This is a genomic window from Polaromonas sp. P3_A5, assembly GCF_056403055.1.
The window spans coordinates 215177-240733 of sequence record NZ_JBFUGF010000002.1; the positions used below are offsets into that span (position 1 = coordinate 215177).

The window sequence follows — 25557 nt, forward strand, 5'->3', positions numbered from 1 at the left end:
AGACTTTCCTGTCTTTACCGCCGCAGTGAGTTGTGGCAAGGTTGCCCCGTAAACTTTCCCAAAGTCTGCGCCTCCATTGTCCCGCCGTGTTTCCCCTGCTTCCTGTGTCCTGATTTCCGCTTTCTTTTCTTCCTTTCCTCTTGGCTCTCCCCGCTCCCTCGGTGCTCCACCACTAACATGCCCGTCCAGGCTCAAGCTCTCCCATCCGCCGCCCCGGATACGCCGGGCCGTGGACCGCGCGTGCGTGGGAAAACGGCCAGACCGGCGGAAAAGGGAATCAACGCCGACTCAGCAAGCGGGATGGCGATGGGCACGCCAGAGGACATGGAAAGTGAAATCGAGCGCCGGGTTGCGCTTCGCACCCAGGAGCTTCGTGCATCGCTGGCGCGCTACCAGACGATGGTGGACCTCGCAACCGAAAACATCTGCGTCGGGCAGGAAGGCCTGCTGCGCTTTGCCAATCCGCCGTGCCTGGCCTTGCTGGGTACAGAGGTCGGCACCATGGCCGACCGGCCCATGATCGAGTTCATCCATCCGGAAGACCGCAACTTTGTTTCCGGCAAGCACAAGCTGCGCGCCGCCGGCAACGTCGTCCCGGCTTTTGAGGCGAGATTCCAGCGCGACGACGGCACGATTTCCTGGGTGGAAATCAATGGCGTGCTGGTGGACTGGGAAGGTGCGCCGGCGGACCTTTTTTTCCTGAAAGATGTCACCGAGCGCAAAAGACTCGAGGCCCTGACCCGATCAGCCGCCGAGCGCTACCGGGCGGTCGTGGAAAACGTCAACGACGTGATCCTGGTGGTGCAAAAAGGCATCGTGCGCTTTTCCAATACCAGCGCCCAGGCCATGTTCGGCCTGACGCTCACCGGGCTGCCGTCCATGCACCTGATCCATCCCGACGACCGCGGCATGGTGCAACGCCAGCGCGAGCTCATGCAGTCAGGCACCATGGTCAGCGCCTACGAGGCCCGCTTCATCACGCCACCGCGCGAGACCATGGCGCCGGACCTGCGCACCGGATGGGCCAGCATCTACGGCACGCGCATTGAATGGGACGGCGAACCTGCTCTGCTCGTGCTCATGTCCGACATCAGCGAGCGCCGCCGGCTGGACGAAGAACTCAAGACCGCGCTGACGCAGCGCGAAGCCATCCTCGAAACCACCGCCGTCGGCGTCACCTTCCTCAAAAGCCGGCGCCACCAGTGGCTGAACCGCACGCTGGCCGCCATGCTCGGCTACAGCCCGGCCGAGCTGCTGGGCAAGGAGACGCGCGTTCACTATCCCAGTGACGAGGACTTCGAACGCACCGGCGAACTCGCCTACGCGCAGATCGCGCAAACCGGATCGTTCTCGCTGGAAACGCGCATGCGCCGCAAAAGCGGCGAGCTTATCTGGGTTCAGCTTGACGGCTCGGCGCTCGACCGCAACCGCCCGCAAGAAGGCTCCGTGTGGACTTACGTGGACATCACTCGGCGCAAGGTAGCCGACGAAGAAGCCCGGCGGGCCCTGGCGCGCGAACGCGAGCTGGGTGAGCTGAAAACGCGCTTTGTGTCGATGGCCTCGCATGAATTCCGCACGCCGCTTGCCACGATTCTTTCGTCCGCAGAGTTGATCGAACACTACGGCGAAAAAATCACGCACCGCGAGCGCCAGGACATCATGGCCGACCTGGTGATCGCGGTCAAACGCATGCAGGGCATGCTTGAAGACATGCTCACCGTCGGGCAGGCCGACGCCGGCAAACTCAAGCTCAACCTGAAACCGCTGGATATCGCGGCGCTGTGCCGCAAGCTCGTGACCGAAATGCACACCAGCGACGCCGGCCAGCATGCGATTGAATTTGAAGCCCCTATCGGCCACGACGCTTTTTCACAGCTGGTCATGCTCGACGAACGGCTGGTCCGGCACATTGCCAGCAACCTGCTGGCCAACGCCTGCAAATATTCGCCCGCCGGCAGTGTGGTGGTGCTCACGCTGGACCGCCGGCAGGACGAGTCCGGGGACCACCTGATCCTGCGCGTCAGTGACGAAGGCATCGGCATTCCGCCCTCGGACCTGCCGCGCCTGTTCGAGAGCTTTCACCGCGGCTCCAATGTAGGCAACCGCCAGGGTTCCGGACTGGGCCTGGCCATTGTCAAACACGCCGTTGACCTGCATCACGGCAAAATCGAGGTGGCAAGCATGCCGGGAACGGGCACACAGTTCACGATCAGCCTGCCCATTTCTCAAGGAACCCCATGACCCTGATCCTGATCGTTGAGGACGACGACGCCATCCGCAGCAACATCGTGCGGCTGCTCAAACTTGAAGGTTTTGAAACGGCCGCGGCCGCAGATGGCCGGCAAGGCCTGGAGCAGGCCCGCGCAAGCCGCCCCGACCTGATCGTCTCCGACGTCGGCATGCCCGGCATGAACGGCTTTGAACTGCTGGCAGCCGTGCGCGCCGACCCGCTGCTGGTCAACACCCCCTTCATGTTGCTGACCGCGCTGGACGACCGGGAGAGCATGCGCCGCGGCATGACGGCCGGCGCCGACGATTATTTGTCAAAACCCTTCAGCCGCGCAGAACTGCTCGACGCCGTCAATGCACAGCTGAAGAAAAAAGCACGGGTGCGTGAAGCCATCGACTCGGGTGTTGCCGCCGGCGAAGAACGCCTGCGCGCAGCTTTTGCCAGCCGCATCAGCGGCAGCCGTCCCGACAGCGTACCGGTTGATATTCCGGCCAGCGCGCAAACCGAGGAACTGGCCAATGCCACTGTGCTGGTGGCCAGCATCCGCAATTTCACCTCGCTGGCTGAAAAACTCAATGCTGCGGAAGTGTCGCAACTGCTCACCGAATATTTTGAACGTATCTCCGAACCGGTACTGAAAAACAGTGGTCGGCACATCAAGTTTGTCGGCGATGGGCTGATGGCGGTGTTTGTCGACACCCTCACCGGTTCGCCGCTGCCGGCCCCGCGCCGCGCTATTTCTGCGGCCCTTGCCATGGCACTGGCCACGCACGAATTCCGCGACTGGCTGGAGCAGCGCTTCGGCGGCCGCGCGCTGCCGCCGTTTGCCATGGGCATCGGCATCCACAGCGGCGCCGTCACGCTGTGCCAGCTCGGCACGCAGCAGACCAAGGAACTCACGCCCGTGGGCGAAACCGTGACCCTGGCCTCGCGGCTGGAAGACGCCACCGAAGAAAAGGGCTGGACAGTGATGGCCAGCGAGCAGACGCTCGGCGAAGCCGGCACCGGCATCCAGACCGGCATCCACACCTCGCTCTCGCTGCCCGGGCGCAACCTCGCCATCGATGTGGCCGAGGTCACGGGTCTCATCACCACCATGGACGACAAGATCCATGGCATGGCCAGCCTGACCGAGCGCGCCAGCGAGATCAGCGACGCCGTGCGCGCCAATTCGGACATCACCGCACGCGCGGTCAAGGGCGCGCTGGACGCCAAGCTCTCGGCGCTGAAAGACCTGCGCTTTGACGCCAGCAGCGAGGCGGTACGCCTCAAAGGCTACCGCATCACGCGCAAGATCGGCGCCGGCGGCATGACCGAGGTCTACCTGAGCGAACGTGAATCCGACGGCCTGCCGATCGTGCTCAAAGTGCTGGACTCTCGGGGCAAGGAAGCCTCGGAACACCTGGTGCGCTTCATCCAGGAATACGCCCTGCTCTGCAAGATCGACCATCCGCACGTGATCAAGATCTACGACCAGGGATTCACCGACGAGCACGCCTACATCGCGATGGAGTACTTCGAACGCGGTGACCTGCGCAGCCTGTTCGGGCCCGACCTGGCCCGCTCGCAGGCGCTGACGGTGGCGCGCGAGGTCGCCCAGGCGCTGTCGGCCATCCATGCGCACGGCATTGTCCACCGCGACATCAAACCTGAAAACGTCATGCTGCGCGCCGACGGCAGCGTGGCGCTGGCCGACTTCGGCATCGCCAAATCCATGCTGCAGGCCCCCAGCATGGGCCTGACCCAAACCCACCACGGCGACGTCGTGGGAACGCCCTACTACATGAGCCCCGAGCAGGCCACCGGTCGCAAAGTGACGGCGCAGTCCGACCTCTACAGCCTGGGTGTGATGCTGTTCGAAATGCTGGCCAACCGCAGGCCCTACGTTGCCGAATCGCTCGAGCTGCTGCTGGCCAAACACCTGAATGCCGATACCCCCGCACTTCCCGAAGTGCATGCGGAATTGCAAGGCGTCGTCAACAAGCTGATGGCCAAAAGCCCCGAGCACCGCTACGAATCAGCCGAAGCCTTTCTGCTCGAACTGGAAAGTATTGCGCCCGCACCTGAAATCAGCCTGTGAAAAAAGGCCCACCCCCGTCCAGGCTCACTTCGTGTGGCCTGTTCCCCCTTCCAGGGGGCGGCGCCTGGGGCCGGCAAAGCCGGACCCTCGGCCCCCACTGGTAATGCCCAAAGAACTCTTTAACTCAGCAGGGGCCGCGGAACCGGCTTTGCCGGGCCGCAGGCACTGTCCCCTGCAAGGGGAAAAGGGCTACACGCAGTGAGCCCGATAGGGGTGTGCCCATTTTTCGGCTTTGCCGGGCCGCAGGCGCAGCGGCCCCTTGGGGGCAGGGAGCTACACGCAGTGAGCGACCGTGGGGCTAATACTTCAATGCAGTGCTCTTGCCCCAGAACACACGGTAAGCGAACACGGTGTAGCCGATGATCATCGGCAGCACCACCGCTGCGCCGGCCAGGATCACGCCCATGGCCTCGGGCGCGCTGGCCGACTGCCAGATCGTCAGCTTGTCGATCACCAGCCACGGAAAGAGGCTGTAGGCCAGGCCGTAGAAGGCCAGCAAAAACACACCCACCGTCGCACCAAAAGGTACCCATGCGCCGTATTCATTGCCTTGTGCCAGCCGCACCGGCAGGCGCTGCAGGCTGCGGAAAATCACGCCAAACAGCACCGCCGTGGCCGCCGGGATTGGCAGCAGCAGCACGATGTTCGGAAACGAAAACCATTTGTCGAAAATGCTCTGGCTCACCAGCGGTGTGGCCACCGAGATGGCGCCGATGCCGATCACAGTGAACAGGAGGCTGCGCCTGGCCCAGCGCACGGCTTGCAGTTGCAATTCGCCTTCGGATTTGATGATGAGCCAGCCGGCGCCGAGCAGGCAATACGCCGCGACCAGCGCCGCGCCGATGACCGCGTTGAAGACGATGGTCCACCAGGTCGCCGCAAAACCGGTGATCAGCGAGCCCAGCATGTAACCCTGTGACCAGCTTGCCAGCAGCGAGCCGGTGTAGAACATGCGGTTCCACAGCGGCTTGTGGCTGGCGCGCGCCTTCACGCGGAAGTCAAAGGCCACACCGCGCAGCGTGAGGCCGATGAGCATGAACGCCACAGGCAAATACAGCGCACCCAGGATGACGCCATGCGCCAACGGAAACACCGTGAGCAAGATGCCTACGCCCAGCACCAGCCAGGTTTCGTTGGCATCCCAGAAGGGGCCGATGCTGGCGATCATGGTGTCCTTGTCGTCATCGCCGGCGGTGCGCATTAACACGCCCACGCCCAGGTCGTAGCCGTCAAGAATCACATAGGCCAGCATGGCCAGGCCCATCACCACCAGGAAGACGATGGGCATCCAGCCGGCGGCTTGCGTCAGGTCAGGGGCAAGGTCAAGCATGGGGAGCTCCTTCTTTTTCGGGGTAGTTCACGACGTTGAGGTCCTTCTCGGGCTCACCGGCGGTGCTGTCATCGCCGAACGGTTTGTCCGCATGTTTCCTGTGCCGCGCGAGGTAGAAGACCACCGACACATAAGACACCAGCAGCACCGCATACAGCGCGAGGTAGAGCGTCAGCGTCAACGCAATGCGTGGCGCCGGCACTTTTGAGGCGGCATCGGCTGCCGTCAGCACACCCGTCACCAGCCAGGGCTGCCGGCCGATTTCGGTCACATACCAGCCGGCGACCAACGCGATCCAGCCGGAAAAGGTCATGGCCACCAGCACGCGGGCATGCCACACCGTGAGCGTGCGCGCCGGGGACACGGCCGCCAGCGCCGGGCCGCCCCAAGCAAGGCCAGCCCCCTCGGGGGGCAGCGACCCACGCGAAGCGGGGAGCGTGGGGGCCTGTTTCTTCCATGGGGCGAGTTGCAGCACGCTGGCCCAGCTGACCAGCAGCATCAGAACGCCCACCCCGACCATGATGCGAAAGGCCCAGAACACCGGCGCCACCGGCGGGTGCTTGCCTTCAAACTGGTCCAGGCCCTTGACTTCGCCGTCCAGCGAATGGGTGAGGTAGAGCGAGGCCAGCTTGGGAATTGCGATTTCGTAGTGGTTGGCCTTGGCCTTTTCGTCCGGCAATGCGAACAGAATCGCGGGCACGCCTTTTTCGGTCTTCCAGATGCCTTCCATGGCGGCCAGCTTGGCCGGCTGGTGTTCCATCGTGTTCAGGCCGTGCTGATCGCCCGCGACGATCTGCAGCGGAATCAGCATCGCAGCCATGTAGATGCCCGTCTTCAGGCCGGCCATGACTTCGGCGCCGCGGTCATCACGCAGCCAGCGGTAGGCCGAAACACCCGCCACCAGAAATGCCACCGTCAGCCCCGACGCCAGCAGCATGTGCGTGAGGCGGTAAGGAAAGGACGGGTTGAAGATCACCTCGAACCAGCTCGTCACATGCGCCTGGCCGTTGATCATTTCAAAACCCGCCGGCGTCTGCATCCAGGAGTTGAGCGCCAATATCCAGAAAGCCGACAGCGTGGTGCCGCCCGCCACCAGCAGCGTGGCGATGGTGTGCATGGTTTCGCTCACGCGTTCACGCGCAAACAGCATCACGCCCAGCATGGTGGCCTCCAGAAAGAAGGCCGTCAGCACTTCGTAGGCCAGCAGCGGCCCGGCGATGTTGCCCACTTTCTGCATGTAGCCCGGCCAGTTGGTGCCGAACTGGAAGCTCATGGTGATGCCGCTGACCACACCGAGGGCAAAGGTCAGCGCGAAAATTTTTACCCAGAACTGGTAGGCGTCCATCCAGTATTGCGCTTTGGTCTTGACGAAGCGCAGCTTGAAATACAACAGCACCCAGCCCAGTGAAATGCTGATGGTGGGAAACAGGATGTGGAAGGTAATGTTGGCCGCGAACTGGATGCGGGCCAACAGGAATGCGTCTAAACCGTCCATCATCAACTCCTGTTTTCGTCGGGAAGGTTGGCAGCGGGTGCTGCTGGGCCGGGAAGCTCGCCGGAAGGCTTCGCCGCCACTTTGCTGGATGCGGTGCGGCCTGTCAAACCGGCCTTCATGCTGCTGGCGACCTTGTCTTTGACCTCCAGCAGCTTCTGCACCTTGGCGCCCATCTTCATCAGGCTCATCAGCGTGGCCGAGTCCATCTTCTGCACATCGGCCAGCCAGCCCGTCATCAGCTCGATCAAATCGTGCATCTGCTTCATGCGCGCCTGGGCGTGAATGTCGTCCTGGTTGGCCGGGTGTTCCATCAGCGCATCGCGCAGCATGGAAAGCGTCGGGTCAATCTCGCGCTTGCGGCGTTCCTCGGCCAGTGTGCGGAAGATGGCCCAGACGTCTTCCGGCGCACTGAAATACTCGCGCCTGTCGTTCGGCAGGTGCTGCAGCCGCACCAGGTTCCACGACTGCAATTCCTTCAGCCCCATGCTGACGTTGGAGCGCGAAAACGCCAGCGCCTCGCCGATTTCGTCGGCATTCAGGGCCCGTGGCGAGACGTACAGCAAGGCATAAATCTGCCCAACAGTCCGGTTAATGCCCCAACGGCTGCCCATTTCACCGAAATGGAGGACAAATCGCTGGGTTAAGGGGGCAAGGTTCATGGCGCGGGGCCTCTTTGGTTTATTGAATTTTCAGGAATTACTGAAATTCTAATAAATTGAAGCAGTTTGCGCTGGCGGCTGGATTGACCTTGTGTGCAGCCGGGTGAAATCGGGTGTAGCCGTCGAACGCTGACCTGACCCGACACCAGTTTGTGCCGGCAGGTTGCTATCGAATTCGTAGCTGCTTGCGCTTGTATCTATTGGGCTAGAGGCCAATCTCATGCGTGAAAAAGCCCCAAAACAGCGTCAAAAGCGGCCCCGCAAACGTTCATGTGCGAGCTAAAGCTGTTTTTCGCCGGTTTCAAGGCTATTTTCAGCATGAAAACAGCCTTCAGGCCAATACAGACAAGCGCAATAAGCTATCAAATATATAGCACCCCAACATACAACCCAAGCTGTGCCAGCGGGATTTGCGCTGAAACGAAACGACCGGTTGCCGGGTCGGGTCACCGCTATTGGCAAGCCCGTCGCAACATGGGCATACTGGCCCGCCCATACACAACACCCCACAAAAAGGATTCCATGCGCCACACCACCACCGTCCTCGGCTTTTCCGTCACCGTTGCCTTTGTGGCCGGGATTGCGCTGTCGCCGCTGGCCCAGCACGCCCTGCCCGATGCGCATGCGCAGGCCGTGCCCCTGGCGCCGGCGATGATTGACCTTGCGGCGCTCAAGCACGGCGACATTCCCGGCACCCCAAACCCTGAAATGAATGCGAAAGGGCTGGTCATCACCGACAACGCCACCATCGGCATTCAGTCCGGCAATGTGGCCAAACACATTCACCCGAAAACCGACGAGATCCAGTACATCATCGAAGGCAGCGGTGCCATGTGGCTGGGCGGCGAGCGCAAGGAGTTCAAGCCGGGCACGCTGATCATCATTCCCAAAGGCACGGCACACGGCGGCACGCTGGTGACCAGCGGGCCCGTCAAGGCGCTGGCCATCAAGATCCCGCCGCAGGCCAGGGACGACGTGACTTTTGTGAACTGAGCGAACGCGCCTCGTCAGCGGGGCGATTTAGCGCGGCGTACGCGGCGCCGCTGGGCGCCGCCTTGCAGGCGGGCGCTTCCGGACCGCAGGCGCGGGTGTCGTCGCGACCTCCGGTGTGGACTCCGGCACCAGCAGCACAACTTCCTTCAGCCCCATGCCCAACATGCCGAGCTCTTCCGCCGCGGCGCGGCTCAGGTCGATGATGCGGTTGCCGCTGTAGGGTCCGCGGTCGGTGATGCGGACGTCCACATCACGGCCGTTGACCAGGCTGTGCACACGCACCATGGTGCCAAAAGGCAGCGTGCGGTGCGCAGCGGTGAACTCCTGCATGTCAAAGCGTTCTCCGCTGGCGGTGCGCCGGCCGTTAAAACGCGGGCCGTACCAGGAAGCCTGGCCGCGCTGGAATTCGCGGGGCACTTCGCCGGCCAGCAGCGACGGCCTGGGTGCAGCGGCAGAAGGCGGCACCTCGTCGGCTATCTCACCGGTCGCGGGTGATGCATCGGTGGCGGGACGTGAAGGACGCGGCGCCGGTGCAGCAGCACCCGGCACGGTGGATGGCTTGTTGGGTGGCGGCGTGGTGCATGCGGCCAGCAAGGCCAGCAGCACCGCAGCACTGAGGGTGACGGCAGACCGGCGTGCACCCTGCTGCATGGCGTGTAGCCTCAGGCGCGCTGCAGTCGCCCGATGATTTCGGTCGTCGCTGCGGCCTGGTTCATCGTGTAGAAATGAATGCCGGGCACGCCTGCGGCGTAGAGCTGCTCGCACAGGCCGGTGATTACGTCCAGGCCGAAGCTCTTGATGGACGCGGTGTCGTCGCCAAAGCCCTGCAGGCGCAGGCGGATCCAGCGCGGAATCTCGGCGCCGCAGGCATCGGAAAAGCGCATGAGTTGCGTAGAGCTGGTGATGGGCATGATGCCGGGCACGATGGGCACGTCCACACCCAGAGCCTGCGCGTCGTCGACAAAACGGTAGTAGGCGTCGGCGTTGAAAAAATACTGTGTGATGGCCGAGTTGGCGCCGGCCTTGACCTTTTGCACAAAGGCCTGCAAGTCGGCATCGGCCGATCTGGCCTGGGGATGGATTTCCGGGTAAGCGGCCACTTCGATGTGGAAAGTGTCGCCGGTTTCAGCGCGGATGAAGGCCACCAGGTCGCTGGCGTAGTGGAACTCACCGCCCGCGCCGTAGCCGCTGGGCAGGTCACCGCGCAGGGCGACCAGGCGTTTCACACCCATGATTTGCAAGGTGGTGAGCTGCTGGCGCACCGTGGCCTTGGTGGCGCCCACGCACGAGAAATGGCAGGCCGCCGCCACGCCTTCGGCCAGGATTTCGTTCACCGTGCCGAAAGTGCCGTCTTGCGTGGAACCACCCGCGCCAAACGTCACCGAGCAAAACTCGGGCTTGTGCGCATAGAGCGCCTGGCGCGCCACACGCAGCTTCTCGGCGCCTTCAGGTGTCTTGGGCGGGAAGAATTCAAAACTGAGGGGAAGATTCAGGCTCATCACGGATCTCACTCGTCGTTATTTGTCGTGTCGGTTTTGCTGTCACGCCGCTTGCCACGCGCAGGGCCAGGCTGGCCGGCATGCGCAAGTTCGGAGTCTTCGTGCGGCGCGCGGGAGGCGCGCATTTCGCTGCGTGGCACGCGCTTGGCAATCTTGCGCTGCGGTGCGGCCGGCAGCGGCTGGTCTTCGCCCGCCACGTCCTGGCCCTTGACAGCCTGGATAAAAAATTCGCGGTTGCCGTCGCCGCCTTCAATCGGCGACGCCAGCCAGGCTTTCACTTCCAGCCCCAGCGATGCGCAGGCATCGCGCAAGCGCTTTTCGACAAACTCGAAATGCGCCGGGTCACGCACAATGCCACCCTTGCCGATCTGGCCGGGCTGCAATTCAAACTGCGGCTTGACCAGCATGAGCAGGTCGCCGCCGGGCTTGAGCAGGCGAACCACGGCGGGCAACACCAGCGTGAGCGAGATGAAGGACAAATCACCCGTCAGGAAGTCGAAGTTGGCTTCTGCGGCCAGGCTCGCTTCGTCCAGGTCGGCGTCATCCCCATCGCCATCGAAGTCATCCGGAAAATCCATGTCGCCGCTGTCGCCTGCATGGCCGGCCACCAGGTCGGCGGCGGTCATGGAACGGGCATTCAGACCCTCGACGCAAACCACACGCGGGTCTTCACGCAGGCTGGCGTGCAGCTGGCCATGGCCCACATCGACGCCCACCACCTGCATGGCGCCGTGCTGCAGCAGGCAGTCGGTAAAGCCGCCGGTGGACTGGCCCACGTCAAGGCAGCGCAAGCCATCCACCTTCAGGCCGGTAGCTTTCAGCGCGCCTTCGAGCTTGAGCCCGCCGCGCGAGATGTACTTGGCTTCGGTGGTGTCCAGCAACTGCAGCTCAGCGCCGGGCGGAATCTCGTCGCCGTTCTTGGCGACCTTCTTCCAGGCAGCGTCGGCTTCAGGACGCCACTGCACCCCCGAAGCGATCAGGCGCTGGGCCTGCGAGCGGGTGGCGGCATGGCCGTGTTCGACGAGGAATAGGTCAGCGCGCATGTAGTGTCTTCCGGTATTCCAGCAACAGCCTTAAGGGCGTAGCGAGCGGCCCGAGAGCAAGGCGCGGGCGCCAGGCAACCGGAATGCACTTGAGGTGCATGAGGATTGCCTGATCGGGACCCGCAACGCCGCTATCGGGTCGCGCAGTAGCCAGGAAAAATCAGTAGCGATAGGTGTTGGCCTTGTACGGGCCGGCTTTAGAGACACCGATGTACGCAGCCTGCTCGTCGCTCAGTTCAGTCAGCACAGCGCCAACCTTCTTCAGGTGCAAACGGGCAACCTTTTCGTCAAGATGCTTGGGCAACACATAAACCTTGCCCACTTCGTACGCATCTTTCTTGGTGAAGAGCTCGATCTGCGCGATGGTCTGGTTCGCAAAGCTCGACGACATCACGAAGCTCGGGTGGCCGGTGCCGCAACCCAGGTTCACGAGGCGGCCCTTGGCCAGCAGGATGATGCGCTTGCCGTCCGGGAAGATCACGTGGTCGACTTGCGGCTTGATCTCTTCCCAGGTGCATTTTTCGAGCGATGCGACGTCGATCTCGTTGTCGAAATGGCCGATGTTGCAGACGATGGCCTGGTCTTTCATCTTCGCCATGTGCTCATAAGTGATGACGTTCTTGTTGCCGGTGGCGGACACAAAAATGTCAGCCTTGTCGGCAGCGTATTCCATGGTCACGACCTTGTAACCTTCCATCGCGGCCTGCAGGGCGTTGATGGGGTCGATCTCGGTCACCCACACCTGGGCGCTCAGTGCGCGCAAGGCTTGTGCGGAGCCCTTGCCCACGTCGCCGTAACCGGCCACGAGTGCGACCTTGCCGGCGACCATCACGTCGGTGGCGCGCTTGATCGCGTCAACCAGGGATTCGCGGCAGCCGTACAGGTTGTCGAACTTGCTCTTGGTGACGGAATCGTTCACGTTGATGGCGCGCAAGGCCAGCGTGCCCTTGGCCGACATTTCATTCAAACGCAACACGCCGGTGGTGGTTTCTTCAGTCACGCCGATGATGTTTTTCAGGCGGCGGCTGTACCAGGTCGGGTCTTGCGCCAGCTTGGCCTTGATCGAATTGAACAGGCAGATTTCTTCTTCGCTGCCGGGCTTGGAAATGAGGCTCGCGTCTTTTTCGGCCTTGGTGCCCAGGTGCATCAGCAGCGTCGCGTCGCCGCCGTCGTCCAGGATCATGTTGGGACCTTCTTCAGGCGTGCCCTTGGCGCCGCTGAATTCGAAGATCTTGTGGGTGTAGTCCCAGTAATCGGCCAGGGTTTCGCCCTTGATGGCGAACACCGGCGTGCCGGCGGCGGCGATCGCGGCGGCGGCGTGGTCTTGTGTCGAGAAAATATTGCACGAAGCCCAGCGCACTTCAGCGCCCAGGGCTTGCAGGGTTTCGATCAGCACGCCGGTCTGGATCGTCATGTGCAGCGAACCGGTGATGCGCGCGCCCTTCAGCGGCTGCGCCTTCGCGAATTCTTCGCGGATGGCCATCAGGCCAGGCATTTCGGTTTGCGCGATGTTCAGTTCCTTGCGGCCCCAGGCGGCAAGCGAAATATCGGCAATGGTGTAGTCGGTGGAAGGTTTCAGGACGGCGCTCATACGGTTCTCCAAATTCAAACGTCAACTGGGCAAAATCGCCACGGGCAAGGCGCTTTCGAAACAGCGGGGGAATTCAGTCATTCACCCGGCTTGAGAGAGCACTTGCGGGTGAGCGTGGTTGCAATGAAGTCCTGAGCCTGGTCCACATGGTGTGGCTTGCAACGCTCCTCAGGAAGCCACGATTATACCGAACTCCCCCGTTCAGGCTCACTTCGTGTAGCCTGCTCCCCCCTCAAGGGGGCGGCGCCTGGGGCCGGCGAAGCCGGACCCTCGGCCCCCGCTGGTGAAATACGCCATCACCGATCGCGCCCAAAGAGCGCTTCAACCCGCATGGGCCGCGGAACCGGCTTTGCCGGGCCGCAGGCTCAGTCCCCTGCAAGGGGAAAAGGGCTACACACAGTGAGCCCGATAGGGGTGTGCCAATTTTTCGGCTTTGCCGGGCCGCAGGCGGGCGGCCCCCTCGAGGGGGCAGGGAGCTACACGCAGTGAGCGACCGTGGGGGCCCACACCATGCGAGAATTTCACCATGCAAGAGTCCGCAGCCCGCCACTTTCGCCCCTCTTCCGTAGGGCATCCAGGTTTCGGGGCGGCCTGATGTACCCCCGTCTGGCGCCCGTCTACTGTGCCTTGTTCCTGATCATGGGTGCGGGAATGAGCGCCAGCTTCGCATCAAAGGCATACCGGGCCTTGCAAACCCTCGATTGGGAAACAGGCAGCGCGCAAATACTTTCGTCCAGCGTGAAGGCCACGTCCGACAAGCGAGCCAGTTGCTATGAGCAGCTTGCCACCTATAGCTACAAGGTGCAGGGCCGAACCTTCACCGGCCAACGTGTGCGCGCGGCGGACAGCTGCCTTTCGAAGGAAGAGTCCGAGCTATTCGAGGCTGCGTTCAAGAAAGGCGACACGGTGGCCGTGCGCTACGATCCCGAAAATGCCTCCGAAGCGGTGCTCGAGCCCGGGGAACTGTGGTTCAACGATTGGATCCAGGGGATCGCGGGCTTGTTGATCACAGGCATTGCCGTTCTGATGGGCATCGAGATACTGAGAAAGCAACGATGAAGGACCTCACATCCTGGGCGCTCACCGAGCGCGCACAGATCACCGGCGTCTTCACCGACATCGACGACACACTGACCACCGAGGGAGCGATCACCGCCGATGCGCTGGAGGCTTTGGGTGCGTTGAATGCCGCCGGGCTCAAGGTGGTAGCCATCACCGGGCGGCCCGTAGGCTGGAGTGAGCCCTTCGCGGCAAGCTGGCCGGTCGATGCCATCGTGGCGGAGAACGGTGCGGTGGCGCTGCTGCCGGCGCAGGTTTTAGACAAAAAAGCCCCGCAAGCCGCACCAGCCTTGCGCAATCAGCTATCAAAAATATACCAACAGGATTCCGCGACACGCGCTGCCAACTTCGCCCGCATGCAGGCCGTGCTGGCGCGCATCGAGCGCGAGATGCCGGGCATCACCCGCGCCACCGACTCGCCGGGCCGTGAAACCGACATCGCCATCGATCACAGTGAGTTTGTGCAACTGAGCGACGCGCAAATCGCCGCAGTGGTGGCAATGATGAAAAGCGAGGGCATGCACGCCACCGTCAGCAGCATCCACATCAACGGCTGGTATGGCAGCCACAACAAGCTCGAAGGCGCGCGCTGGATAGTCCGGCAGCTCTGGCAGAGCGACCTGGACGCCGAGATGGACCAATGGGTCTATGTGGGCGATTCGACCAACGACCAATTAATGTTCAAGACCTTTGCCAACAGCGTGGGCGTTGCCAACATCGCGCGCTTTGTGCCGCAGCTGGCGCACCTGCCGCGTTATGTCACGCGGGGTGAGCGCGGCGCGGGCTTCACTGAAGTAGTCCGCGCTTTACTGGATTAACAACCGCAGCTGCCCCGCGTTACCTCAGCGGGTGCCGCGGATCGGGCTTTGCCTGGCCGCAGGCACCGTCCCCTGAAGGGGAGGGGACGCTACACGAAGTGAGCGTCAGCAGGGGTTAGCTATATTGGCGGCGCACCGAGCCCCAGCGCAGCCAGGCGCCGAGGGCCGCTACCGCCAGAACCAGTGCAGCATAACCCTCTACCGTGGCCGGCAATCCCAGCGGTGCGATCAAGCGGCCTGCCAGCATGGCGGGCACGCTGAAGGCCAGGTAGCTGATGGCGTACAGCGCAGAAAACAACTCCGCCCGCTGGTGCGGCTGTGCCATCGGCGCCAGCGTCTGCACCTGCGCGGAGAAAGCCGAGCCGCCGCCGAAACCGGCCAGCGCCGTCCCCGCGAAAAACAGCGCCACGGAACGGGTGGCCAGCGACAGGACCACCAGACCTGCGCCCACGGCGAGCAAGCTCATGCCGATGGCGCTCATGCGCACGGGCGAAAAGCGCCTCAACAAAGTCGGCGAAGCAGCGCCCAGGCCGAAGAAGGCCGCAATGGCCAGGCCGTTAACGATGCCGTCGTGGATGCCAAAGATTTGCTGCAGCACGGAAGGCACCAGCGACAGGTACAGGCCCGCAAGCGACCACACCGCCAGCATTGTCGGCACGCCGCGCACAAATTCGGCGCGCGCCTGCACCGGCACCGAGATGCGCGGCACCAGCGAAGCCAGCGCGCCGGGGCGCGGCGTGACGCTTTCGGGCAAGAACAGCGTGGCCACCGCACCCACCACGCAGATGGCGACCAGCACGCCAAACACCAGCGGCACCGGGTGCAAGGTGAACTTGACGGCGATACCGGTGAGCAACGCGCCCACGGCCAAGCCCGCCAGCGGCGAGACGCTGCCGATCATCGCGCCCAGGCGTTTCTGCGCGGCGGGGGCGGCTTCCACCACCGCCGCCGTCAGCGCGCCGCCGACCATGCCGGTGGCGATGCCCTGCACGATGCGCGCGGCGATGATGCCGCCTATGCCTTCGGCCAGCAAAAAGGTCAGCATCGCGCCGGCCTGCAGCAACAAAGCGGTAAACACCACGGGCCGGCGGCCTATGTGGTCAGACAGCGAACCGGCCACCAGCAGCGAGGCCAGGAGCGCAATCGCGTAAATCGCAAACGCCACTGTCAGCAGCGCGGGGGAAAAGCCCCACTGCTGCTGGAAGACGACAAACAGCGGCGACGGCGCACTGCCCGCCACGAAGAACGCGAACAACAGGATCGCCAGCAGGGGGAAGGCGGCTGCGGGCGGCAGTTGCCAGCGGGCCGCCGTCGAGCGGGATGGCTGCAATGAGGGATTGGCGGGAGCAACAGGGGTAGCCATGGGGAACGCTCAACTTTCTTAAAGCTAATTTATTCGCGTTTGCAAATTCTATACCCGTTCAAAAATTAACGCAAATATCGTTGCTTTTAGGCTAGAATTCGCCCTGATGAGCACCCTCCAAACGCCCCAGAACAAACGCCCCGGCGGACGCAGCGCCCAGGTGCAAATCGTGGTGCGCAAGGCGCTGGAAGAATTGATTGCCCAGGAGGGCCGCGATAAAGTCACTGTGCCGGCCGTGGCCGAGCGCGCCGGCGTGAGCGCCTCCAGCATTTACCGGCGCTGGGGCGACGTGAACGGCCTGCTCGGCGAAACCGCCCAGCAGCGGCTGGACCCGAACCGCCCCTTGCCTGAGACGGGCGACCTGAAAGCCGAACTCACGGCCTGGGCCAAAGAACTGATCAACCACCTCAACAAGCCGGGCAATGCCTCGCTGCTGAAGGCCGCGGCCGCGCTGGCGGGATCAGAAGAAACCAATTGCCTGAAAAACCGCCGCAACGAAGCCACGGTTCTGGTCAAACGCGCCCAGGCCCGCGGCGACGCCACACCCACCGTGCAGCAGGTGCTGGACCACATGATGGCCCCCATCATTTACCGTTTGATTTTTGGCGCCGGCGTCGAGCCCGCGTTGGCGGAACAGTTAGCCGACGAATTGTTTGCCTTGGCAAACCCGGTCAGCAAATAGACCCGAAGAAGCCCAGGAGGCCGCGGAACCGGCTTCGCCGGGCCGCCAGCCTCGTCCCCTGCAAGGGGAAAAGGGATTACACGAAGTGAATCCCGATAGGGGTGTGCCTACTTTTAGTTGGGCTTGGCGAGGCCTAACTTATCGATCAGCACCTTCTCCCGCCCAACGGTGTCCTGCGCAAACTTCGTGTAGTCGGCCGAGCTCAGGTAGTTGGGCAGCATGTCGTAGCGGCCCAGCGCCGTGACGTAGCTGGGTTCTTCCATTGCTTTCTTGAAGGCGTCGTGCAGGCGCTTGACCACTTCGGGCGGCGTGCCTTTGGGCGCGCCTATCCCGAAGGGCGAGTTCTGCACGATGTCGTAGCCCAGCTCTTTCAGGGTGGGTGCGTTCGGGAATTTATCGAGCCGCTTCTCACCCCAGGTATTGAGCACGCGCAGCTTGCCGGCCTCGACCTGCGGCGCAAAACCGGTGCTGTCGGCGCCTGCCATCAGCTGGCCGCTGACCAGAGCCAGCATCAGGTCGGCGCTGCCTTTGTAGGGCACGTGCTGCAATGTGATGCCCGCTTTTTGCGCGATGAGTTCGGTCGTCAGGTGCGGGCTGGTCAGCGTGCCCGTCGAGCCGTAAGTCAGCTTGCCGGGGTTGGCCTTCGCATAGGCGACAAAGTCGGCCCAGGTCTTGAAAGGGCTGTCGGCAGGCACCACGATGCCGAAGGCGTAGCCGGTCACATTGATCACGTAGCTGATGTCCTTGACCGGGTCCCAGTTGATCTTGGTGGTGTAGCCAAGGCGAAACACGCCCAGCGGAATTTGCGCCAGCGTGTAGCCGTCAGCCTGCGCGCTTTGCAGTTGCTGGGCCGGCAGGGTGCCGCCCGCGCCGGGCTTGTTCTCAACGATCACCGTCTGCCCCAGAATCTTCGAGGCGTTGTCGGCCAGCGAACGCATGGTGATGTCGGTGGGCCCGCCCGCCGGGAAGGCAATGATCAGCTTGATCGGTTTGACCGGGAAATTTTGCGCATGGGCCGCACCCCACGCGCTGGCGAGTGAAATGGCCAGGGCGGCGGTGATCTGCAGTAAAGGGCGGCGTTGCATCGGTGGTGTCTCCTGATCCTGAAGGTATGGCGGGCGTGAAGCTCCTATCATGCGTGCCGCAAGCCGTCACCGCATCAGGGCAACACCTGAAAGGCTGTCACGTCGGTGTCAGCCAAATCTTAAAGCGTTTTAAACGTTTCAACCATACAGGACGAGCGCAAGCAGCTATCAATTCAATAGCAAACCACAAGCCCCCCCTGCAAGCAGGGGCCGCGGGACTGGCTTTAGCCAGACCGCAGGCGCCGCCCCTGGAAGGGGGAAGGCGCTACACGAAGTGAGCGTCCGACGGGGTGAGCTAACTTCGCTCGAGAACACTTTGCAACGCCTTGCCTGTGTGCGTACCGAGCTTGACGACAGCCTCCGGCGGCGCGGACGCCACCACACGCCCACCCGCGTTGCCGCCGTCCGGCCCCAGGTCAATCACCCAGTCGGCTTCGGCGATCACATCCAGGTCGTGTTCGATCACCACCACGCTGTGGCCGCCGTTGACCAGGCGGTGCAACACATGGATCAGCTTTTCCACATCGGCCATGTGCAGGCCCACCGTGGGCTCGTCCAGCACGTAGAGCGTGTGCGGCGCCTTCTGGCCGCGGCGCGTGATGTCGTCGCGCACCTTGCTCAGCTCGGTCACCAGCTTGATGCGCTGCGCCTCGCCGCCCGAGAGCGTCGGCGACGGCTGGCCCAGCGTGAGGTAACCCAGGCCCACGTCTTTGAGTAGTTGCAGCGGATGGCTGATGTTGGGCATGGAAGAGAAGAAATCCACCGCCTCGTCCACTTCCATCTTCAGCACGTCGCCGATGTTTTTGCCGCGCCAGGTCACGGCCTGCGTTTCAGGGTTAAAGCGCGCGCCGTGGCAGGTTTCGCACAGCACCTTCACGTCGGGCAGAAAGCTCATGCCGATGGTCCGCACGCCCGCGCCTTCGCAGGTGGGGCAGCGGCCTTCGCCGGTGTTGAACGAAAAGCGCCCGGCGCTGTAGCCGCGCGCGCGGGCTTCCAGCGTGTCGGCAAAGAGCTTGCGTATGGTGTCCCAGAAGCCGATGTAGGTGGCCGGGCAGGAACGCGGCGTTTTGCCAATCGGCGTCTGGTCGACTTCCAGCACGCGGTCTACCGCCGCATAACCTTCGATGCGTTCGCAGCCGGTCCAGTCGGGCGTCTTGCCCTTGTCGTCGGCGTCGCGCCCGGATTTGGTCGAGCGCTGCATGACACCCGCGTGCACATTGGTCAGCAGCACATCGCGCGCCAGCGTTGATTTGCCGGAGCCCGACACACCCGTCACCGCCACCAGCCGGTACAGCGGCACGGTGACTGACACGTCCTTGAGGTTGTGCAGATCGGCATTGACCACGGTGAGCCAGGAGGTGAAAGGCCCCGCGGCCGCCGGCGCCGCGTTGTGCAGCGCGCTGGCGCTGGCTGCAGCGGCCTTGAGCGCCGCGGCCTTGAGCGTGGCCGCCTTTTGCTTGCTCACCGGCTTGGCATTCACATCAACGGCTGCTTCTTTCACCGCGGCCGCAGGCGCCGCACCCTTGCGGGTTTCGCGCCGCAACTGCAGCGGATGAATCAAGGGGTTCGCCAGGTAGCGGCCCGTCAGCGATTCCGGCACGGCAGACAGCTGTGCCGCCGTGCCCTGCGCCACCAGCGTGCCGCCGCGCTTGCCTGCACCGGGGCCGATGTCGATGATGTTGTCGGCGCGGCGAATGGTGTCTTCGTCATGCTCGACGACCACCAGGGTATTGCCGCGGTCGCTGAGCTTGCCCAGCGCGCTCAGCAAAATCTGGTTGTCGCGCGGGTGCAGGCCGATAGTCGGCTCGTCCAGCACATAACAAACGCCTTGCAGGTTGGAGCCGAGTTGCGCCGCCAGGCGTATGCGTTGCGCCTCGCCGCCCGAGAGCGTGGGCGCGCCGCGGTCCAGCGTGAGGTAGCCCAGGCCCACGTCCTCGAGGAATTCGAGGCGGCTCTTGATCTCGGGAATCAGGTCGCGCGCGATACCGGCCTCACGGCCCAGCAGCGCGAGTTTTTCGACCCACCCCCGCACGTCAGTCACCGACAGCGCTGCGATGTCGGCAATGCCGACACCCGCGAACTTCACCGCGCGGGCCTTGGCATTGAGGCGCGTGCCTTCGCAGGACGGGCAGGCGGTGCCGGCCACGTCTTCCACCTCGGGCTCGGCAAAACTTTGCTCACGGCCCTTGTTGTCGTCGTCCATCACCGAGTCATCAAACACCTTGCGCTGCTCTTTGGTGAGCTTCACGCCCGTGCCCACGCAGTCGGGGCACCAGCCGTGCTTGCTGTTGTAGCTGAAGAGGCGCGGGTCCAGTTCGGCATACGAGGTGGCGCAAATCGGGCAGGCGCGCTTGGTGGAAAAGGCGATCAGCTTGCCGATGTTTTTGGCGCTGGCGCCGGCCATCATCGCACCGCGCAGGCCATCAAGCGGGGCCAGCACATGGACCACGCCCTTGCCATGTTCCAGCGCGGTCGCCAGCGCGGCACGCAAGGCCGCTTCGTTGTCGGGCGAGACATGAATGTCGGCAATCGGCAATTCGACCGTATGTTCCTTGAATCGGTCAATGCGCGGAAAGCCGGTGGTCGGCAAAAATTCGCCGTCGATGCGCAAATGCGTGTAGCCGCGCGGGCGCGCCCAGTCGGCCAGCTCGGTGTAGACGCCCTTGCGCGCAATCACCAGCGGGGCCAGCAGGCCTATGTGCTGGCCGCGGTAGGTTTTGATCAACTGCGCGGCAATGCTTTCGGGGCTTTGCGGCATCACGGCCGCGCCGTCTTTGGTGCAGTGCTGGATGCCCAGCTTCACGTAGAGCAGGCGCAGGAAATGCCAGACTTCGGTCGTCGTTCCCACGGTGGACTTGCGGCCGCCGCGAGAGAGGCGCTGCTCAATCGCCACGGTGGGCGGAATGCCATAGACCGCATCCACCTCGGGCCGGCCCGCCGGCTGCACGATGCTGCGCGCATAGGCGTTCAGCGATTCGAGGTAGCGCCGCTGCCCTTCGTTGAACAGGATGTCAAAGGCCAGCGTGGACTTGCCCGAGCCCGACACGCCAGTCACCACGTTGAACTTGCCGCGCGGAATGTCGACCGACAGGCTCTTGAGGTTGTTTTCTTTGGCGTTGACGATCTGGATCAGGTTGGAGAAGGCCGGGCGCGTGGCCCAAACCTTGGGTCGCGACTCTTCGACGCCGTGCACCTTGCCCATGGCCTGCTCGTACTCGCGCAATGCCAGTGCGGTGTGCGATGTCGGGTGTTGGCGCACTTCTTCGGGCGTGCCCTGGGCCACCAGCAGGCCGCCGGCCTCGCCGCCTTCAGGTCCGAGGTCGATCAGCCAGTCGGCCGAGCGGATCACGTCAAGGTTGTGCTCAATGACGATCAGGGAGTGGCCGGCTTCGAGCAGCTTGCGCAGCGCGCGCATCAGCTTGGCGATGTCGTCAAAGTGCAGGCCAGTGGTCGGCTCGTCAAACAAAAACAGCGTGCCACGGCCCGGTTGCCTGAGCGCCAGCGCCTGCTTGCTGGCGCTGGTGGTTTTGCTGGCATTGGCGAGGAAACCCGCGAGCTTGAGGCGCTGCGCCTCGCCACCCGAAAGCGTAGGCACGGGCTGGCCCAGCTTCACGTATTCCAGGCCCACGTCCACGATGGGCTGCAGCGCGCGCACCACTTCGCGGTCTTGCGCAAAGAGGGCAACCGCCTCGCTCACCGTGAGGTCCAGTACGTCGGACACATTGAGCAGGCGCGGCTTCACGTCGCCTATCGCCTTGCGTTCAATCGTCACTTCGAGGATCTCGGCGCGGTAACGCTTGCCGTCGCAGTCCGGGCAGCGCAGGTAAACGTCGCTCAAAAACTGCATCTCGACGTGCTCGAAACCCGAGCCGCCGCAGGTCGGGCAACGCCCGTCGCCGTTGTTGAAGCTGAACTTGGTGGCGGTGTAGCTGCGTTGTTTGGCCAGCGGTGCCAGCGCGAACAGGTCACGCACGGCGTCCCACGCCCCCACATAGCTGGCGGGGTTGGAGCGTGCTGTCTTGCCGATGGGCGACTGGTCGACAAACACCACATCGGTCAGGTGGTCTGCGCCCATGAGGCGGTCGTGCAGGCCTGGCGTTTCGGTCGCCTTGCCGAACTGGCGCAGCAGCGCGGGCGCGAGGATGTCCTGCATCAGCGTGGACTTGCCCGAGCCGCTGACGCCGGTAACGCACACCAGACGCTGCAGAGGAAAGTCGACGGTCAGGTTCTTCAGGTTGTGGTCGCGCGCGCCTTCGAGGATGAGGCGCGGGGTGTTGTCGGTCACCGCGCGCTTGAACCCCATACCCACCTGCTTGCGCGAGCCGAGGTAGGCGCCGGTCAGCGTGTCGGCGTGTTTGATGTCGTCGGGCGTGCCGTCAAACACGATCTGGCCGCCCTTCTCGCCCGGGCCCGGGCCCATGTCGATCAGGCGGTCGGCCGCCAGCATGACGGCGGGGTCATGCTCGACCACCACCAGCGTGTTGCCGGCATCGCGCAGGCGGTGCATGGCCTGGGTGATGCGGTTCATGTCGCGGGGGTGCAGGCCGATGGAGGGCTCATCCAGCACAAACAGCGTGTTGACCAGCGAGGTGCCGAGTGCGGTCGTGAGGTTGATACGCTGCACCTCGCCGCCCGAGAGCGTGCGGCTTTGCCGGTCGAGCGTGAGGTAGCCGATGCCGACATCACACAGGTATTTGACGCGCGTCTGGATTTCTTCGAACAGCGACTTGAGCGCCTGCAACTCGGCATCGTCGCCCATCACGTCGAGTGACAGGCCGCTGAAGAACTGTCGCAGCCTGTCGATCGGCAGGCGCATCAGGTCGTGCAGCGCCAGGCCCGGCAGGGCTTCGAGCTGCTCGCGGCTCCACTGCACACCCACCGGCATGAAGCGCTGGCTGGGCGGCAGCACCGCATCTGCGGCTTCTTTGGAACCGAGGCGCCAGAGCAAAGACTCGAGCTTGAGGCGTGCACCGCCGCAGGTCTCGCATTGCGTGTAGCTGCGGTATTTGGACAGCAGCACACGAATATGCATCTTGTAGGCCTTGCTTTCGAGGTATTCGAAGAAGCGCTTGATGCCGTACCACTGCTTGTTCCAGTTGCCGTCCTTGTAGCCCGGCGTGCCGTTGATGACCCAGCCCTGCTGCTCTGGCGTGAGCTTGTACCAGGGCGTGTCGCGCGGAACGCCGGCCGCTTCGGCGTGGCGCAGCAGGTCGTCCTGCGCTTCTTTCCAGGCCGGGGTCTGGATGGTCTTGATCGCGCCGGCGCGCAGGGTGAGTTTGTCGTTGGGAATCACTAGGCCGTAGTCAACGCCGATGACACGGCCAAAGCCGCGGCAGGTTTCGCACGCGCCCATGGCCGAGTTGAAGGAGAACAGCGAAGGCGTGGGGTTGGTGTAGCGCAAGTCGCTGTCGGGGCAATGCAGGCCGGTGGAGAAACGCCACATGACATCGGGCTGACCGTCCTCAGCGTGCTGCACATAGATATTGAGCCTGCCGCCGCGTTTAAGCGCGGTCTCGATGGCTTCCATGACCCGGGCTTTTTCCACTGCGTGCGTGCGAAAGCGGTCTGCCACCACATCCAGCAACTTGTGCGGACCGGCGGGCGTGGCGACGTCGCGCTGGGCATGAACGCGTGTAAAGCCGCTGACAGAGAGCCACTGCTCGACCTGTTCGGCACTGGTGTTGCCGGGCAGTTCGACCGGGAAGGTCAGCACGACGCGTGGGTCGCCCTCTTTGGTGCGTGCCATCAGTTCGGCGTAAATCGATTCGGGTGTGTCGTGGCGCACGTTCTGCGCAGTCTGCTTGTCGAAGAGCTGCGCGGCGCGCGCGTAGAGCAGCTTCAGGTGGTCGTTGAGCTCCGTCATGGTGCCCACGGTGGAGCGCGAGCTGCGCACCGGGTTGGTCTGGTCGATGGCGATGGCGGGCGGCACGCCTTCCACCTTGTCGACGGCCGGCTTGTCCATGCGATCCAGGAACTGCCGCGCATAGGCAGAGAAGGTTTCCACATAACGGCGCTGGCCTTCGGCAAACAAGGTATCGAACACCAGGGAAGATTTGCCCGAGCCGCTGGGGCCGGTGACGACCGTCATTTCACCGGTGCGAATATCCAGATCGAGGTTTTTGAGGTTGTGCTGGCGCGCGCCGCGAATGCGGATGATTCCCTGGGACATGAGTGCAGTCTTTCCTGAAGAGGTCAAACATTCTAGACAGGGCAACCGGCTGTGCAGGGCGTAGGGATTAATGTCCTTTTTGCACACTTTTTGCTACGCCAATTAGGGCGGCTTCTGGTTTTCCTGATCGCATTTTTTGCGCTTTCATGCTTCACTTATGGATACATCATTTCACCCCGGATGGAAACACTGTGAACAACATGACAAAACTCAGCAGATGGTGCGCCGCCATCGCGATGGTGGCCGTGGCCCAGGCCAGCCATGCGCAACTCCTTGTCGGGCAAACCGCGGGGTTCACCGGTGCCGTGGGCGCCGGCGTCAAGGAAACCACGGAAGGCGCCAAGCTCTACATCGACGCCGTCAATGCCAAGGGCGGTGTGGGCGGGCAAAAGATTGAGCTGGTGTCACTCGACGACAAGTTCGATCCCAAGCTGGCAGTCGAAAACGCACGCAAGCTGATTGAAGAACAAAACGTGCTGGCCATGTTCCTGACGCGCGGCACACCCCATACCGAAGCCATCATCCCGCTGCTCGACAAGAACGGCGTGCCGCTGGTTGGCCCCTCCACCGGCGCCATGGTGCTGCACCAGCCCGTCAAAAAACATGTGTTCAACGTACGCGCCACCTACCAGCGTGAAGCCGAGAAGGCGGTCACCCACCTGCATTCCATGGGCATCACGCGTATCGGCATCGTGTATGCCGACGACAGCTTCGGCGCTGACGGCGTGACGGGTGCGCAAAAAGGGCTGACGACTGCCAAGCTGCAGCCCGCTGTACTGGAAAAATTCGACCGCTCCAAACCCGACTTCGGACCCATCGCACCCAAGGTTTACCAGTCCAATGCGCAGGCCGTCATCATGGTGGCCTCAGGGCAGGCTGTGGTCGACGGCATCAAGGCCTTCCGCGCGGGTGGCTCTACGGCGCAAATCGTGACGCTTTCGAACAATGCCTCGGGCGGCTTTGTGAAAAGCCTGGGCGACAACGCCCGCGGCGTGATCGTCACGCAGGTGTTTCCGTATGAGCGCTCCATCGCCTTTCCCATGGTGAAGGAGGCACAAGAGCTGGCCAAGGCCAAGGGGCAAGCCGACGTGAGCCCCGCGATGCTGGAAGGTTTTGCCGCCGCAAAGGTGTTGGTGGAGGGTTTGCGCCGGGCAGGCGCCAAACCCACGCGCGAGAAACTCCAGGCCGCGCTGGAAGGCATGCGCAAGCTGGATATCGGCGGGCTTGAGGTGAGCTACAGCCCCGAAGACCATACCGGGCTGGACTTTGCCGATCTGTCCATCATCGGCACCGATGGAAAATTCAAGAGATAAATAGCACCCCCCCTGCCGACGCTCACTTCGTGTAGCGTCACCTCCCCCCAGGGGGACAGGCGCCTTGCGCCCGGCATAGCCGGATCGCGGCCCCTGCTTGGAAAGAGAATCCCCCCTGCCGACGCTCACTTCGTGTAGCGTCACCTCC

The 25557-nt window shown here is 63.3% G+C and carries 17 protein-coding genes and 1 riboswitch; of the genes, 7 read left to right on the forward strand and 10 right to left on the reverse strand.

All coding sequences use genetic code 11. From position 1 onward, the window contains the following. Positions 1-324: 324 nt before the first annotated feature. Together AC1DU8_RS18510 and AC1DU8_RS18515 are read left to right on the forward strand one after the other, a co-directional pair. Entirely contained in the window at positions 325-2241 is a 1917-nt protein-coding gene (locus AC1DU8_RS18510; RefSeq protein ID WP_477727124.1) for a sensor histidine kinase, read from the forward strand. After that, a complete protein-coding gene (locus tag AC1DU8_RS18515; RefSeq protein ID WP_457282894.1) occupies positions 2238-4310 on the forward strand; it encodes a protein kinase domain-containing protein in 2073 nt (690 codons plus the stop codon). Before AC1DU8_RS18510 ends, AC1DU8_RS18515 begins: the two co-directional genes overlap by 4 nt. Before the next feature lie 298 nt (positions 4311-4608). Here AC1DU8_RS18515 and AC1DU8_RS18520 read toward each other — a convergent pair whose 3' ends face one another. From AC1DU8_RS18520 to AC1DU8_RS18530, 3 genes are read right to left on the reverse strand one after another with little or no spacing between them, the layout of a single operon-like run. After that, positions 4609-5640, reverse strand: a complete 1032-nt coding sequence (locus tag AC1DU8_RS18520; protein ID WP_457282893.1) for a cytochrome d ubiquinol oxidase subunit II — start codon at positions 5638-5640, stop codon at positions 4609-4611. After that, positions 5633-7135 (reverse strand): cytochrome ubiquinol oxidase subunit I, encoded by a 1503-nt coding sequence (locus AC1DU8_RS18525; protein ID WP_477727125.1) that lies wholly within the window; start codon positions 7133-7135, stop codon positions 5633-5635. Before AC1DU8_RS18525 ends, AC1DU8_RS18520 begins: the two co-directional genes overlap by 8 nt. 2 nt (positions 7136-7137) lie before the next feature. Next, positions 7138-7794 (reverse strand): GbsR/MarR family transcriptional regulator, encoded by a 657-nt coding sequence (locus AC1DU8_RS18530; RefSeq protein WP_477651344.1) that lies wholly within the window; start codon positions 7792-7794, stop codon positions 7138-7140. Between the two features lie 522 nt (positions 7795-8316). On the opposite strand from AC1DU8_RS18530, the gene AC1DU8_RS18535 reads away from it, so the two are divergent. Continuing rightward, positions 8317-8787 carry a cupin domain-containing protein gene (locus AC1DU8_RS18535; RefSeq protein ID WP_457282890.1) on the forward strand — a complete coding sequence of 157 codons (471 nt, stop codon included), beginning with the start codon at positions 8317-8319 and terminating at the stop codon, positions 8785-8787. A 27-nt stretch (positions 8788-8814) separates the two neighbouring features. On the opposite strand, the gene AC1DU8_RS18540 is transcribed toward AC1DU8_RS18535, so the two are convergent. The 4 genes from AC1DU8_RS18540 to ahcY form a co-directional block, all read right to left on the reverse strand. Continuing rightward, positions 8815-9438 (reverse strand): septal ring lytic transglycosylase RlpA family protein, encoded by a 624-nt coding sequence (locus tag AC1DU8_RS18540; protein WP_477689865.1) that lies wholly within the window; start codon positions 9436-9438, stop codon positions 8815-8817. Positions 9439-9449: 11 nt separating this feature from the next. Further along, a complete protein-coding gene (gene metF / locus AC1DU8_RS18545; protein ID WP_457282888.1) occupies positions 9450-10286 on the reverse strand; it encodes a methylenetetrahydrofolate reductase [NAD(P)H] in 837 nt (278 codons plus the stop codon). Positions 10287-10294: 8 nt separating this feature from the next. After that, a complete protein-coding gene (locus AC1DU8_RS18550) occupies positions 10295-11329 on the reverse strand; it encodes a TlyA family RNA methyltransferase (protein ID WP_477666790.1) in 1035 nt (344 codons plus the stop codon). Between the two features lie 160 nt (positions 11330-11489). Beyond that, positions 11490-12920 carry an adenosylhomocysteinase gene (ahcY, locus tag AC1DU8_RS18555; RefSeq protein ID WP_457282886.1) on the reverse strand — a complete coding sequence of 477 codons (1431 nt, stop codon included), beginning with the start codon at positions 12918-12920 and terminating at the stop codon, positions 11490-11492. Positions 12921-13023: 103 nt separating this feature from the next. Beyond that, positions 13024-13096, reverse strand: a riboswitch (S-adenosyl-L-homocysteine riboswitch). 451 nt (positions 13097-13547) lie between these two features. Here ahcY and AC1DU8_RS18560 point away from each other — a divergent pair. Together AC1DU8_RS18560 and AC1DU8_RS18565 are read left to right on the forward strand one after the other, a co-directional pair. Continuing rightward, a complete protein-coding gene (locus AC1DU8_RS18560; RefSeq protein WP_457306586.1) occupies positions 13548-13979 on the forward strand; it encodes a DUF3592 domain-containing protein in 432 nt (143 codons plus the stop codon). After that, entirely contained in the window at positions 13976-14797 is an 822-nt protein-coding gene (locus AC1DU8_RS18565; RefSeq protein WP_477666791.1) for an HAD-IIB family hydrolase, read from the forward strand. Before AC1DU8_RS18560 ends, AC1DU8_RS18565 begins: the two co-directional genes overlap by 4 nt. Positions 14798-14912: 115 nt before the next feature. Here the strand turns inward: AC1DU8_RS18565 and AC1DU8_RS18570 are convergent, their stop codons facing one another. Continuing rightward, complete coding sequence (locus tag AC1DU8_RS18570) at positions 14913-16160, reverse strand: MFS transporter (RefSeq protein WP_477666792.1); 1248 nt, start codon at positions 16158-16160, stop codon at positions 14913-14915. Positions 16161-16266: 106 nt separating this feature from the next. Here AC1DU8_RS18570 and AC1DU8_RS18575 point away from each other — a divergent pair, with 106 nt between their 5' ends. Continuing rightward, positions 16267-16842, forward strand: a complete 576-nt coding sequence (locus tag AC1DU8_RS18575; RefSeq protein ID WP_477702219.1) for a TetR/AcrR family transcriptional regulator — start codon at positions 16267-16269, stop codon at positions 16840-16842. 113 nt (positions 16843-16955) lie between these two features. Here AC1DU8_RS18575 and AC1DU8_RS18580 read toward each other — a convergent pair whose 3' ends face one another. Then, the gene (locus tag AC1DU8_RS18580; RefSeq protein WP_477727126.1) at positions 16956-17927 is read right to left on the reverse strand and encodes a Bug family tripartite tricarboxylate transporter substrate binding protein; all 972 of its coding nucleotides are present in this window, start codon (positions 17925-17927) and stop codon (positions 16956-16958) included. A gap of 295 nt (positions 17928-18222) precedes the next feature. After that, positions 18223-24096 carry an excinuclease ABC subunit UvrA gene (gene uvrA / locus AC1DU8_RS18585; protein ID WP_477727127.1) on the reverse strand — a complete coding sequence of 1958 codons (5874 nt, stop codon included), beginning with the start codon at positions 24094-24096 and terminating at the stop codon, positions 18223-18225. A gap of 200 nt (positions 24097-24296) precedes the next feature. Between uvrA and AC1DU8_RS18590 the strand changes: the two genes are divergently transcribed. Further along, positions 24297-25409, forward strand: coding sequence for an ABC transporter substrate-binding protein (locus AC1DU8_RS18590; RefSeq protein ID WP_457282879.1), 1113 nt, complete (start codon positions 24297-24299; stop codon positions 25407-25409). The last annotated feature ends 148 nt before the right edge of the window (positions 25410-25557 follow it).